The organism is Dyella sp. (assembly GCF_035503745.1).
In the GTDB taxonomy this organism is placed as follows: domain Bacteria; phylum Pseudomonadota; class Gammaproteobacteria; order Xanthomonadales; family Rhodanobacteraceae; genus Dyella_B.
In genome coordinates this window covers 104,399-117,870 of the sequence record NZ_DATJTC010000027.1, presented here as the reverse complement: position 1 = coordinate 117,870, position 13,472 = coordinate 104,399, and the positions used below count along the sequence as shown (strand labels likewise).

The 13,472-nt window shown below is 64.6% G+C and carries 13 protein-coding genes; 3 read left to right on the top strand and 10 right to left on the bottom strand.

From position 1 onward, the window contains the following. Window positions 1-32 precede the first annotated feature (32 nt). Window positions 33-881 carry a hypothetical protein gene (locus tag VME63_RS10870; RefSeq protein WP_325433153.1) on the bottom strand — a complete coding sequence of 283 codons (849 nt, stop codon included), beginning with the start codon at window positions 879-881 and terminating at the stop codon, window positions 33-35. Window positions 882-1,266: 385 nt separating this feature from the next. Here VME63_RS10870 and dapE point away from each other — a divergent pair, with 385 nt between their 5' ends. After that, on the top strand, window positions 1,267-2,418 hold the full coding sequence (dapE, locus tag VME63_RS10865; RefSeq protein WP_325433240.1) for a succinyl-diaminopimelate desuccinylase: 1,152 nt from the start codon (window positions 1,267-1,269) through the stop codon (window positions 2,416-2,418). A 94-nt stretch (window positions 2,419-2,512) separates the two neighbouring features. Here the strand turns inward: dapE and VME63_RS10860 are convergent, their stop codons facing one another. Together VME63_RS10860 and VME63_RS10855 are read right to left on the bottom strand one after the other, a co-directional pair. Further along, on the bottom strand, window positions 2,513-4,936 hold the full coding sequence (locus VME63_RS10860; protein ID WP_325433151.1) for a penicillin acylase family protein: 2,424 nt from the start codon (window positions 4,934-4,936) through the stop codon (window positions 2,513-2,515). Then, window positions 4,933-5,745, bottom strand: a complete 813-nt coding sequence (locus tag VME63_RS10855; protein ID WP_414648244.1) for a phosphodiester glycosidase family protein — start codon at window positions 5,743-5,745, stop codon at window positions 4,933-4,935. Before VME63_RS10855 ends, VME63_RS10860 begins: the two co-directional genes overlap by 4 nt. 94 nt (window positions 5,746-5,839) lie before the next feature. On the opposite strand from VME63_RS10855, the gene VME63_RS10850 reads away from it, so the two are divergent. Further along, entirely contained in the window at window positions 5,840-6,328 is a 489-nt protein-coding gene (locus VME63_RS10850; protein WP_325433149.1) for an 8-oxo-dGTP diphosphatase, read from the top strand. A gap of 24 nt (window positions 6,329-6,352) precedes the next feature. On the opposite strand, the gene VME63_RS10845 is transcribed toward VME63_RS10850, so the two are convergent. The 7 genes from VME63_RS10845 to parC all read right to left on the bottom strand — a co-directional run bounded on the left by VME63_RS10845 (window position 6,353) and on the right by parC (window position 12,728). Beyond that, entirely contained in the window at window positions 6,353-7,567 is a 1,215-nt protein-coding gene (locus tag VME63_RS10845) for a beta-ketoacyl-[acyl-carrier-protein] synthase family protein (RefSeq protein ID WP_325433147.1), read from the bottom strand. A 4-nt stretch (window positions 7,568-7,571) separates the two neighbouring features. Next, a complete protein-coding gene (locus VME63_RS10840; protein WP_325433145.1) occupies window positions 7,572-7,826 on the bottom strand; it encodes an acyl carrier protein in 255 nt (84 codons plus the stop codon). Between the two features lie 253 nt (window positions 7,827-8,079). Further along, a complete protein-coding gene (locus VME63_RS10835) occupies window positions 8,080-8,529 on the bottom strand; it encodes a DMT family transporter (protein ID WP_325433143.1) in 450 nt (149 codons plus the stop codon). Beyond that, window positions 8,526-8,885 carry a hypothetical protein gene (locus VME63_RS10830; RefSeq protein ID WP_325433141.1) on the bottom strand — a complete coding sequence of 120 codons (360 nt, stop codon included), beginning with the start codon at window positions 8,883-8,885 and terminating at the stop codon, window positions 8,526-8,528. Before VME63_RS10830 ends, VME63_RS10835 begins: the two co-directional genes overlap by 4 nt. A 14-nt stretch (window positions 8,886-8,899) precedes the next feature. Beyond that, window positions 8,900-9,739, bottom strand: coding sequence for an alpha/beta hydrolase (locus VME63_RS10825; protein WP_325433139.1), 840 nt, complete (start codon window positions 9,737-9,739; stop codon window positions 8,900-8,902). A 114-nt stretch (window positions 9,740-9,853) separates the two neighbouring features. Beyond that, the gene (locus VME63_RS10820) at window positions 9,854-10,348 is read right to left on the bottom strand and encodes a hypothetical protein (protein ID WP_325433137.1); all 495 of its coding nucleotides are present in this window, start codon (window positions 10,346-10,348) and stop codon (window positions 9,854-9,856) included. A gap of 139 nt (window positions 10,349-10,487) precedes the next feature. Further along, window positions 10,488-12,728: a DNA topoisomerase IV subunit A gene (gene parC / locus VME63_RS10815; RefSeq protein ID WP_325433135.1), complete on the bottom strand. Its 2,241-nt coding sequence runs from the start codon at window positions 12,726-12,728 to the stop codon at window positions 10,488-10,490. Between the two features lie 266 nt (window positions 12,729-12,994). Between parC and VME63_RS10810 the strand changes: the two genes are divergently transcribed. Beyond that, on the top strand, window positions 12,995-13,456 hold the full coding sequence (locus VME63_RS10810; RefSeq protein ID WP_325433133.1) for a hypothetical protein: 462 nt from the start codon (window positions 12,995-12,997) through the stop codon (window positions 13,454-13,456). The last annotated feature ends 16 nt before the right edge of the window (window positions 13,457-13,472 follow it).

Below are 13,472 nucleotides of genomic sequence, written 5' to 3'. Positions count from 1 at the left end.
TGTCGCGGGGTCATGGCACAGGTCTAATTGTGCTACTGATTCGGGTTGGCAACGGATTCAGGGATGAACGAAGGCGGCGGACTTGCACCAAATATCAAGACGAGCGACGTCGTGGGAGGGCTATAAAGGCTGCCCGCTAACAATTGGTATTGGATAATGTCCGTATCCTGCAGATTCACCGTCATGCTGCCGAGCGGAAGACCGACGCACGACAAGGTTCCTTGCAATGCAATCGGTGCCATGGAGATGGAGCCTATGCTGCCGCTTTGCTGCTGCGACACCGCATTGACCGTCAGGCTGCCAGTGAACAAGGCGACGCCTGTGCAGTAACGAGGCGACAGTTGCACTTGCGCATCGACGGCATCGAATGTCGTGGTCTGGGTGAATGTTCCCGTGATGGGCTCGCCGGCAAAGACCAGGTTTTGAATTTGCGTGGCGTCCTGGCAATGGATGGTATCCGTTTCGCCAGATGCGGTGGCGGCGCAAAGGTCGTATTCCGTTTTCGCCTCGTAGGTAAGTATGCCGCCCAGTAGGCTGACCTGTTCGACGCCATTGCCGCCATTGCCGACATCCGAGCTGTCCGTATCGGCGGAATAGGAAGCATCCTGCGCCGTCTGGATGGTATAGAGCGGCAATCGGCATGCGTCTGCGGAAAGACTGGATGCCGACACATCGTTGAGGCCGCCGTTGTCGTCCGAGATCGAGGCATCGACCGCTTCAATGGGCTGTGCCTGGCCTCCATTGCAGGCCACGGTGCCGGACAAGGCACTCTCGGTGACATCGAACGCAACAGGTAATAGGTTCAGAGCCAGGACCGAGCCCGCCGAGAGGCCGGCTAACAAGGTCACACATAGCGTTGGAACGAACATCTTTGAGCGCATGAGACACCCCCGGTTCGGTAACGCGTTAATGGCGTTGCCTGCCCGCTGCAAGCAGCAACGGTGTGGTGGCACGGCGCAACGCGTGTTGAGACGCCTTCGCCGGCAGCGACCATGACTTGTCCCCCGCGGCCCTTGCCTAGCGCTAAGACAGGCAGGGTTTGAACGCCGCGCAGGTATAGCAACTAGTGGATTACTGATGGGTCGATCTCGCGTGCACGGCGGGTTAAGCGCTGTTAGCGCATGCAACGCGGGCGTGGTGTAAGCGGCCAGGCGAATGGATGTGCGTCACCGCCATCCCACACCTTGCGCAAGGCGCGCGGATGCCTGGAAACCGCGAGCTTGCTATGCTGCGGCAATGCGCAGGCCGATGACCGCTATGACACGTATGTCCGACGTTCTTGAACTCAGTTGCGACCTGATCCGCCGCCGTTCCGTCACGCCGGAGGATGCAGGCTGCCTTAAGGTGATCGGCGCACGATTGCAGCGCCTTGGCTTTCGCATCGAGCATTTGCGCTACGGCGAGGTGGACAATCTCTGGGCGACGCATGGCGAAAGCAACCAGCCAGGGCAGGGGCCGCTGCTGATTTTCCTCGGCCATACGGATGTCGTACCCTCCGGTCCCGAAGATGCGTGGCGCAGTCCACCGTTCGAGCCCACGGTGCGCGATGGCCGTCTATACGGCCGCGGCGCGGCGGACATGAAGGGTTCCGTGGCGGCGATGGTGGTGGCGCTTGAGCGCTTCGTCTTGGCGCATCCGCATCATGCTGGGCGCGTGGGTCTGCTGCTGACCAGCGATGAGGAAGGCCCCACCAATCTCGATGGCGTGCGGCGTGTCGCCGAGCACTTCGTTTCGATCGGAGAGCGCATCTACTGGTGTGTCGTAGGCGAGCCTTCCGCCAAGCAACGGCTTGGCGACCTGATCCGCGTGGGACGGCGCGGCTCCTTGTCGGCTACGTTGACGGTGCACGGCACGCAAGGGCACGTGGCTTATCCGGAAAAGGCACTTAATCCGATCCATGCCTTCGCGCCCGCGCTCGCCGCGCTGACGGCCGAACGCTGGGACGAGGGCAACGCGGATTTTCCGCCGACGTCGTTCCAGGTTTCCAATCTCAATGCCGGCACCGGGGCGAACAACGTGATACCGGGCTCGCTCACCGCCTTGATCAATTTCCGCTATAGCACGGCGAGCGCGGCGGATGATCTGCGCAAGCGCACCGAGGCGATTCTCGCGCGCCATGGCGTGGATTACACGATTGCGTGGAATCTATCGGGCGAATCGTTCCTGACCCCGCCCGGGGGCCGCCTGCGCGAGGTCGTGGTAGCGGTATGCCGCGATCTGTGCAACACCGAACCGGAGCAGAGCACCGGCGGCGGCACCTCGGACGGGCGCTTCATCGCGCCGTTGGGCGCGGAGGTGGTCGAATTGGGGCCGGTCAACGCCACCATCCACAAGGTGGACGAGTGCGTGGACGTGGCGCAACTGGAGCGCCTGCCGGATCTGTATTACGCGATCTGCGAACGCATGCTGCTGGATTAACCTTTTTCGCGTGCATGCCGATGATGCATGCATGCCATGCTGTGGCAATTCAAAGTGAGCGGCGATGCGGCAGGTGCGTGCCGCGGCGCCGCGCTCATGGCGTGTGATGAGAGGCTGGTTCCAGCGTCAGCGTGTACACCGTCTTTCCAGGCAGCAGCGGCGTGGGATGGCCTTGCACCCAATCTTCATGGCCGGCGCCATAGAACGGCGAGAGCGGGTTGTCGCTTTGTCCGCCAGGCATTTCGAGGATGCCCTGGTCCTCGTACCCGGGCGCGACGTCGAAGCGCTCGGACGCGCCGAATGCCGGGGCGGCAACGCGTGGCATGTTGTGATCGCCGGGCAGTTCGTCGTTGGGCATGTTCAGCAGGTGTCCGATGAAACCGGGTAATGCGCGTGCCAGTGGATGGTCGATCTGCGCGTGATTGACCTCGCCCCAGTTGCGCGCGGCGAGGCCGCCGGGTTGTTTACCCAGTTCATCGGCAACGTTCTGCGCCGCTTTCAGCAACAGTGCATGCCAGTCGCGATAGGCCGGATCGAGCAGGTTGGCCGGCTGTGCCTGGATCATCGCCCACACGGCCGCTTCCTGGTTGCCGGGGCCGGGCCATTGGAAATCCGCGAAGCGCTGTTTGATCTGCGCCTCGAAGGGCGCGAGTGCCAGCGCGTGCACCTCTTCGCGAAACGCATGCACCAGCCGGTAATCGACGCTGTCGACGGCCGCCTCGTTGCGCCAGTTGGCGGTGAGTTGGCGTAGTTGATCCAGATCGCGGTTTTGCGGGCCCGAGAGCGTCTGCTGCAGCAGTTGCTGCCAGCGCGTGAGGAACACCGCGTGATCGTCCAGTTGGATATCCAACAGATTGCCAGGGCCGAAATTGGCGCGCGCGTGCAGGTCGTCGCGGATCTGTTGCGCGCGGGCGCCCAGGTCATGCCCGCCGTTACCCAGCAGATTGAGATCGTCGCCGCCGACGGTGCGGTTGTTGGCCGTCCATAGACGTCCGTCGTCGGGGTTTTCCACGCGTGGGTATTGCGCCGGAGCGGCCCAACCGACCCAGCCGGTATCGGGTTGCGACCCATCGGCCGGACGCAGCGGATCGTAGCCTGTGCGCAGCGGAATGCTGTTGCCGGCGATGGTCCAGCCGATGTGGCCGGCATGGTCGGCGACGAGGAAGTTTTGCGGCGGTATGCCGAAGGTCGGTGCCAGGTCCAGTGCCGCCGATGCGCTGCTTGCGTGTTCCAGTTGCATCAGGGCCAAGTTGTAGGCACGGGGCAGGTCGGCTATCCAGGCCAGCGCAAGCGGCGTGCCGTCGGTGTCGGTCGCCATGATCGGTCCCCAGCGCGTGTCTTGCACCTGCAGCGTGTATGGCGGCGCGCCCTTGATGCGGATGGTCTCCTCGTGTTTCTCGATCGTCGCCCAACCCTCCGGCACCTTGTAGCGCGTGGCATCGTGCGGATCGCGCAGCACGCGCACCCAGTCCAGCCAGTCGCCATAGCTGTTGGTGAAGGCCCACGCGATCTGGCCGTTCGAGCCGACCACCAACGCGGGCGTGCCGGGCAAGGTGACGCCCACCGCGTCGCGCTCGCCGCCGGGGGCGCTGGCGTCGGGATAACGCAGGCGCGCACGAAACCAGATATCAGGCACGCGCAGCGTCAGGTGCATGTCGTTGGCGACCATCGCCGATCCGCTGCGCGAGAGGTTGCCGGCGATGGCGAAGCTGTTGCTGCCGGGGAACGCCTCTTCCACGTTCATATGCGACAGCGAAGCGACCTGTTCGGCGCCCGCGGTTTTGCCAAGGCGATGCAGGTCGTAGACATCGGGGCCGGGAATCACCGGCGATTGCGATACGTCGCCTTTCAACGGCGCTTCCCAGTTGGGATCGGGCGAGAGCAGGAAGTTGGCGAGTGCGTCAGGCAGCACGGCGTGCATGCGCGCGATGTCCAGTTCGCGCTGGTTCTGGCCGTCGCCGTTGAGATCCAGGTACATCGCCGCGATCACCAGCAGCGTGTCTTCCGAGCGCCATGGTTGCGGCTTGGTTCCCAGCAGCAGGTATTCCCAGGGCCGCACGCGCTGGGCGGCAAGACCGGCATTGACGCCATCGCGGTACAGGTCGAGCGTGCGCTTCTGCGCCGGCGTCATCGCGGCATAGGCCGCTTGCGCGACCGCGCGCAGGCGGTGGCGGCGGTGGCGGATGTCCGTGTCGAGCGCTGCGCGGCCGACCAGTTCCGACAGCTCGCCCGCCGAGATGCGGCGCATGAGGTCCATGTCGAAGAAGCGTTCCTGCGCGTGCACGTAGCCGAGCGCGAAGTCGATGTCCTGGCGTGTTTGCGCGGTCAGCGTGGTGGTGCCCAGGGCGTCGCGTTCGATCGTCACCGCATGGTTCAAGTCCGCCACCCGCCGCTCGCCGTCGAGCTGGGCACGGCTGCCGGCGAGCAGCCACCATCCGGTGCCCAACAGCGCGACAACGAGCGTGGCAAGAGCGATCAGCAGTGCACGCAACCAGCGGGAACGGCGATGGTCGGTCATTGGTTTGCAAACACCGCGAAAATGCCCGCGTAGGGCTTCACCATGAAGGTGGGAGCACCGGTGTAGCCGGTGCCGTCGATGTAGAACTGCGAAATGCTGCCATCCAGGTACAAAGCATCGCGGCAACCGAGTTTGTCGCGGAACAGGGACGCAAACGTATGGAAGTTGACCGGCGATTCGCTCACCACGAACAGCACCTGGTAAGGTCCGTGCGCGCACACGCCGCTGCGCCACCTGGTGCTGGTGGAGTCATCGACGAACTGTGGGTTGATCTGTCCGTCGATCACCAGCATCGGGCCCGACTGCGTGGCCCAGTCCGCGGCTTTGCCATCGGCCTTGAAATCTGTGCTGGTGCGCACCGCCGCATGGCCATCCGGATAGATCGCGAATACGCCGTTGGGGCGGATGGAAAAATTGCCCGCGGCCGGGTTGCCGTGGAAAAGGTTCAGCGATACCAGCGTTTTGCCGTTCTCCACGTACAAGCCCAGCGGCGCGCCGGCTTGGTCGTAGATGCCCGCATTGGCGGCGAACATCAGGCGCTTGCCGTTGGCGGCACCCCATTCGCGCAAGCTCTGGATGTCGCCGAACGGCTGGCCGCTGTCGGGATTGCGCCAGTGCAGGCTGAGCGATTCGCGGCGCAGGTCCAGGCTGACCACGGTAAATTCCTGGTCCTGGAACGACACCTGGCGGCTTTCCATCGGCTGCACCTGATAATCGCAGCCTGCCGCCAGCGCGGCCGCCGCCAGCAGGGTAAGCAGCATCGGCTTCAGGTTGCGGCGCAACCGTTGAGCGGTCCTGGTCGGGTGCATGCGAGGATGGTCACCGGGCAGCGGTTGCCGATGCAAGACCTATTTGCGCGCCATAGGCTTTAAACTTCAGCTTTGCATGCCAGTGCACGGACCCATGCCCTATACACCCATCGTCGCCACGCTTGGCTATGTGCTGTCGCCGGATCGCGGCAAGGTACTGATGATCCACCGCAACGCCCGGCCGGACGACCAGCACTTGGGCAAGTACAACGGCCTGGGCGGCAAGATGGAGCCCGGCGAGGACATCGCCCAATGCATGCACCGTGAAATCCGCGAAGAGGCCGGCATCGCCTGCGAATCGATGCATCTGCGCGGCACCTTGAACTGGCCGGGCTTCGGCAAGCAGGGTGAAGACTGGCTCGGTTTCATTTTCGTCATCGACCGTTTCAGCGGCGAGCCCTACACGGAAAATCCCGAAGGCACGCTGGAGTGGATCGCGGTCGATCGCATCATGGCGCTGCCCATGTGGGAAGGCGACCGGCACTTTCTGCCGCTGGTGTTCGACGGCGATCCGCGCCCCTTCCATGGCGTGATGCCGTACAAGGATGGCCGTATGCAATCGTGGTCGTTTACGCGCCTGTAAACGCGTAAACGCCGGAACAGGCGCTCAGCGCGCCTGTCGTACCGCCACCACCGCGTTCAGGCCGCCGAACGCGAATGAATTGCTCAGCGCCGCACGCACCGGCATGGCGCGCGCCTGGTGCGGCACGTAATCGAGATCGCAGGCGGGATCGGGGCCGAGATAATTCAAGGTTGGCGGCACGATGCCCGTGCGCAACGCGCCGAGCGTGGCGATCAACTCCAGCGCGCCGCCCGCGCCCAACGCATGGCCGTGCATGGGTTTGGTCGAGGACACGGCCAGACGGCGCGCATGTTCGCCGAAAACTTTATGGATGGCGCGGGTTTCGGTGCAATCGTTGGCAGCGGTGCCGGTGCCGTGCGCGTTGATGTAGTCGAACTCCTGCGGTTGCATGCCGGCGTCCCGCAGCGCGGCGCTCATCGCCGCCGCCGCGCCGACGTCCGAAGGCGCGGCGATGTCGCCGGCATCCGCGCTCATGCCCACGCCGGCCAGTTCGGCCAGGATGGTGGCGCCGCGCGCCTGCGCGTTCTCCAGGGTTTCCAGCACGAACATCGCCGAGCCTTCGCCCAGCACCAGTCCGCGGCGGTTGATGCTGAAAGGACGGCAGGTGTCCGGCGCGAGCACGCGCATCGCTTCCCAGGCGCGGAAAATACCCAGCGTGATGCATGCTTCGGTGCCGCCCACGATGGCATTGTCGACCAGGCCGGCGCGAATCATCAGCGCCGCTTGCGCTATCGCGTGATTGGACGATGCGCAGGCGCTGGCCACCGAAAAGGTGGGGCCGGTGATGCCATGCGCCATGCTGATCTGGCTGGCCGGCGCATTGCTCATGATGCGCACGATCCCCAGCGGATGGAACCGGCCGGCCTGTTCGCCGTAAAGCTTCTGGTAAAGGCCTTCGCGGGTTTCCTCGCCGGCCGAGCCCACGCCTACCACCACCGCCGTGCGCGCGGCGTGTTCATGACCCAAAGCCAGTCCGGACTGGCGAACCGCCTCGTTCGCCGCAACCAGCGCGTACTGGCTGAGCGGATCGAGAAACGGCAGGCGAGCCTCCTCGATGTAGGCGCGCGGTTCGAAATCGTGCACTTCGGCGGCGATCGGCGGCGTGCGCAGCGAGCTGGTATCGAAATGGCCAATCGGACCGATGCCGCCGCGACCTTCGGTCATGGCCTGCCAGATGTCGGTGGCGTTGTGGCCGAGCGCGCAGATCGCGCCCATGCCGGTGATCACGATACGGCGCATGGAATCAATGGCTGTCTGGCTTCTGGGCCAGCTGCCGCTCGACGGCTTCGATCAAATGACCGACGGTGCCGGTATCGAAATCGGTGTCTTCGTTGGGGAGATTGATGTTGAAGTGTTCCTCGATGTCGAAGATCACTTCGATCGCATCCAGCGAGGCGACGCCGAGATCCTTGAGCGTGGACTCCGGCTTGATCGTTGCGATGTCGATCTTCGCCTGCTTGGCGATGATCTGGAAAACGTCCTGCTGCACGTTGCTCATGTATCGGTTCCCCGGTCGGTCCTCGCTCCAAGCGTGACGTAAGTCTCTGCGTATTGTCCAGACAGCGGATGGTCGCAGTTACCTGCGGTATCGTCCCGGCGGTGCCTTTGGCCCGGTTTGCCGCTGCTTTATCGACAAATGCTTGATTTATGTCGAGGCAGGATCAGCGGCGCGCATAGACGAAGTGAACCCGCCCGCGCGTGCGCGGTGATTACCGAACTGGGGAGTATGTGTGCAACGGCGGCCGGTTCGATCAGTCGCCGGCCGCGACACCCAGTGCGCCCTTGGCTTGGGTGGGCGCGTCATGTTCCGGGTGCGCGCCGCTTTCGGCGCAGGCAAGGCAGACGATGCCAAGCACGATGATGCCCGCGCCGAGCAGCCGCAGCGGCGTCAGCGCCTCATGGAACAACCACGCCGAGGCAAGCATCACCGTGACCACGTCCAGGTGCGTGGCGGCGAAGGCCGGCCCGATCGGCGCGTGCTTGAGCAGGCTCATCCAGGTAAAAAAGTTGCCGACATAGCCGATCAACGCGATGTAGATCCAGGGATGGCCGAAAATGCGCATCACCCACGCCCAGTTCGCTTCGGGCGGAAAAGCATGCGCGCCAGCGTATTTGAAACTCAGCTGCACCACCGTGTCGAAGGCCAGCAACACCGCGAAGCCGCAAAGATAAAAGCGCCAGGTGCGCGCCGGGCCGCTCATCCGGCCATCCCCACCACCGCTACGCCTGCACTGACCAGCACGATGCCCGCGGCGCGCAAGGGCGTCAGCTTTTCGCGAAACAAAAAGCGTCCGGCAAGCATGATGGCCACGATGTTGATGGACGCCAGCAACACGCCCTGCGAGAGATCCACCAGCGAAAGAAAGGCGATCCACGACAACAGATGCGTAAGGTAGGCCCCGATCCCCAGCCAGATCCACGGCCGGCTGGCCATGTAGCGCCAACGCGCCAGGCCATCGCCCGCGCGTGGATCGCTGGCGGCGGCCTTGAAAGCGAGCTGGCCGCCGGTGTCGAGCGTCACGTTGACCAGCCACAGCGTGGCGACGAGAGGGGACACGCGGGGGATGCTCCTCAGGCGACGGCGCGCGCGGCAGGTGTGCGGGTGGCGGCGACCTTGGAGAAGAATTCGGCCGAGCGATGGATCAGCGTGCGGCGTTCGCGATCGATGGTGATCATGTGGTAGCTGTCTTCCAGCAGCAGCATGTCTACGGGACCGGACACCGAGCGCGCGACGAGGTAGGCGTTTTCCACGCTGGCGACATCGTCCTCGGTGGCGTGCGCGATCAGGCACGGCGCCGTCACCTTCGGCAGCTCGCGGCGCACTACGGCGGCCATGTTGTACATCTCCGCCAGCGACGGCCACGGGTTGCCGGGCAAGCCCGCCGCGGCGCTGTCGCCGCCAAGCATGAGGCCGCTCACCTGCTTGCGCAGGCGTTCGTCGCGCAGTCCGTAAGGTTCGTTTTCATGCACCATGCGGTGCCTGCCGATGCCCAGGCGGTGCAGCAGCGGCAACAGGAAGGACAAGCGTCCATACCACGGCACCGCCCAGCCGTCGTAGCGGAAGGTGGCGCCGTAGACGCCTACGCCGGCAATCCATTCGGGACGTTCCGCCGCAAGCTTCAGTGCCAGGATACCGCCCATCGACAGGCCCGCCACGAACAGGTGATCCACCTCATGGCGGAAGGATTCGGCCGCCGCTTCCACGCTGGCATACCAGTCTTTCCAGCCGGTGGCGATCAGGTCGCGGGCGTCGCCGCAGTGCCCGGCCAGCTGCATGCCGCGGACACTGAAGCCGGCGTTGTTCAGCCCTTTGCCGACCAGGCGCATTTCGGTGGGAGTGCCCGTCAACCCGTGAATGAGAAGGACGCCGCAACGGCCGCCTTCGAAGCGGAACTCGACATTTTGGATCACAGGGTTCTCTACAGCGCACTGACGACGGAATGGCCCGACAGTCTGCGGTCAGAGGCTTTCCATGCGCTTTCGGTCAGGCCCGGGGCTTGCGCCGCGGGCCTGCCTCATTCATGCCTAATGACCGTTCAATCCGCCGAACCGGCTGACGCCGATGGAAATGCCGACCGAACCGGTGGGATGGTCGCAGCTGCCGGTGTTCTGCACCATGGTGATGTTGCCCGACTGATAGCTGCCGGTGCCGATGTGGCTGCCGCTGACTACACCCATGCCGACATCGCCGTGGACCTGGGGCTTGTTGTAGGTGGAATCGTCGCAGGCCGGCGGCCCTGCCTGGGCGGTACTGTCGGCGCGCGTGGTGTTGCTGTGGTCGCCGTAGTAGACGCCGGGCGCGTCGCTGGCCGTCGGCGGCTTGCCGTTGATCGTGATGGCACTGGGATTGGGCTGGCTGCTCGACGCGCTGGCCGGCGGCGGCGAGGCCGGCGCCGCCGCGGTTGAAGACGTGACGCTGTTGGGCGGCAGCTTCAGGTTCAGCGGTTGACTGGCCGATTGCGCCCAAGCCGTGGTGGCCAGCAGGCTGGCCGCCAGGGCGGTAATGGCTGGTCTGTTCATAGTGGCTCCGGTGGGGCGTTAGGCCGGGGATGGATATCTTTAACGCACGGCCATGCCTTGCCGTGCACACATTCCTTGGATGACTTGCTGTCCTGCGAAGTTCCTTTCAAGCGTCCGCGCCAACCTTTCCATCAAACGGTCAGCCGGTGCTCTCGATCCGCTCCACCCGGCGCAGGCCGCGCGGCAGCAGGCCGCCGCGGGTAGCGCGGTTGCCGCCGTATTCGACCAGGTCCGACCACTTCAACGTCAACTTGCGCGCGCCGGCGAACAGGGTGACTTCGCCCTTGCCCTCGGTGACCACGGCCACGCCGGCCACGCGTTCTTCGCCGCTGCCCAGCTTCGCCTTTGGAATCTCGATCAGCTTGTTGCCCTTGCCCTTGTCCAGCTCGGGCAGCTCGGCGACCGAGAACATCAGCAGATGGCCCTCGGTGGTGACGACCACGATGCGGTCGCGCGCCGGATCGGCGCTGACCTGCGGCGCCAGCACGCGCGCACCGTCGCCGAGCGTGATGATCTGCTTGCCGGCCTTGTTGCGGCCGGTGAGTGCTTCGAAGCGCGTGACGAAGCCGTAGCCAAAGTCAGTGGCGAGCACCAGGCGGGTGTCGTTGTCGCCGGCGGCGATGGCATCGAAGCGGGCGCCGGCGGGCGGGGTGAAGCGGCCGGTCAGCGGCTCGCCGTTGCCGCGCGCGGAAGGCAGGGTGTGCGCGGGCGTGGAATAGCTGCGGCCGGTGGAGTCGATCACCGCCACGTGCTGCGTGGTGCGCGTCTTCACGGTGGCGAGCAGGCTGTCGCCTTCGCGGTAGGACAGGCCTTCGGCGTCCACGTCGTGGCCCTTGGCCGCGCGGATCCAGCCTTTCTGGCTCAGTACCACCGTGACCGGTTCGCTGGCGACCAGCGCGCTTTCGTCCAGCGCCTGCGCGGCGTCGCGCTGCACCAGCGGCGAACGGCGCTCGTCGCCGTACTTGGCGGCGTCGGCGCGCAGTTCCTCCTTGATCAGGCCCTTGAGCTTGGCCGGCGATTTCAGCAGCACGTTGATCTTGGCGCGTTCTTCTTCGAGCTGGTCGCGCTCGGCGTTGATCTTCATCTCTTCCAGGCGGGCCAGCTGGCGCAGCTTGGTTTCGAGGATGTAGTCGGTCTGTTCCTCGCTGAGCTTAAAGCGCGCCATCAGCACCGGCTTGGGTTCGTCCTCGGTGCGGACGATGCGGATCACTTCGTCCAGATTGAGGTAGGCGATGCGCAGACCTTCCAACAGGTGCAGCCGGCGTTCGACCTTGGCCAGGCGATGGCTGAGGCGCCGCGTAACCGTTTCGATGCGAAAGCTCAGCCATTCGGTGAGGATGCGCTTGAGATCCTTCACCTGCGGGCGGCCGTCCAGCCCGATCATGTTGAGATTGACGCGGAAGCTCTTTTCCAGGTCCGTGGTGGCGAACAGGTGCTGCATCATTTCGTCCACGTCGACACGGTTCGAGCGCGGCACCAGCACCAGGCGGATCGGGTTTTCGTGATCGGATTCGTCGCGCAGGTCTTCCAGCATCGGCAGTTTCTTCGCACGCATCTGCGCGGCGATCTGCTCGAGGATCTTGGACGGGCTGACCTGGTGCGGCAGCGCGGTGATGACGATGTTGCCGTCTTCGTGCGCATACACCGCGCGTGCGCGCACCGAGCCGTTGCCGCTCTGGTACATCCCGATCAGTTCGTTGCGCGGGGTGATGATTTCCGCCGGGGTCGGATAATCCGGGCCGCGCACGTGCTCGCACAGGTCCGCCACGGTCGCGTCCGGATCGTCCAGCAGGCGGATGCAGGCGCTGGCGATTTCGCGCAGGTTGTGCGGCGGGATGTCGGTGGCCATGCCCACGGCGATGCCCATCGAGCCGTTGAGCAACACGTGCGGCAGGCGCGCCGGCAGCCAGCTGGGTTCTTCCAGGGTGCCATCGAAGTTGGCCACGAAATCCACCGTACCCTGGCCCAGCTCGCCCAGCAGCACGTCGGCGATGGGATTGAGCTTGGACTCGGTGTAGCGCATCGCCGCGAAGCTTTTCGGATCGTCGGGCGAGCCGAAGTTGCCCTGGCCGTCGATCAGCGGATAGCGGTACGAGAACGGCTGCGCCATCAGCACCATGGCCTCGTAGCAGGCGCTGTCGCCGTGCGGATGGAACTTGCCGATCACATCGCCCACCGTGCGCGCGGATTTTTTCGGCTTGGCGCTGGCGGCCAGGCCCAGCTCGCTCATCGCATACACGATGCGGCGCTGCACGGGCTTGAGCCCGTCGCCGACGAAGGGCAGGGCGCGGTCCAGCACCACGTACATCGAATAATCGAGATAGGCCCGCTCGGCGTATTCCTTGAGCGGGATCTGTTCGTAATTGGCTTGCAGGTTCATCGGGGTATTCGTCTAGGGATGCTTCGGTTAATGCTTCGTAGGTGTCACCAGCGCTGTCTGTCCGCAGGCCGCGCTGGCCCCCGCACTCTGAATTTTACTTGATGGGGTGATGTCCAGAAGGCCCACGGGCCTTCTGGACATCATGCCACCTGCGAAGCATTAATCAGAGCATCCCTAGACACCTTGGGCGCGGAGGATGGTGCCAGATGGCGGGCGCGTTCGGCTAGAATGCCGGCAGTGCACGTATCGCGGGGTAGCTTCCAACCATGCCATTTCAACGCTCGGTTGCCGTTGCGACGGCTTGCGTCCTGCTTGCCGGATGCGCGCTGATAGGCGGCAGGCACCCCATCAAGGGCTACAAGGACAAGGATCATCCGCAGTCCGATACCGCGATCGTGGTTTGTGCCGAGCAGCCGCAATACATCTGCGGCATCACCGGCGTGGACCAGACGAGCACCTGGACCCGCTGGGATGGCGGCAAGACGCCTTGGGTACGCGTGTTGCCGGGTACCCGGGTGATCAGGCTCACGCTCTCCAACGGGCATCTGGTCAACCGCCCCTGGTTCAAGCTCGACAACGCCCAGGCAGGGCATGTTTATCGTGTGGACGTCGCGTTCGATGGCAAGGCGTTGACCGCTTCATACGTGGATCTGGGCAAAATGGATGCCTATACCATCCATATCCCCCGCCTGCCGTTGAAGCCCAAGCCGGTCACGGCGCATTTCTGATCGCGCGGTCAAGGCG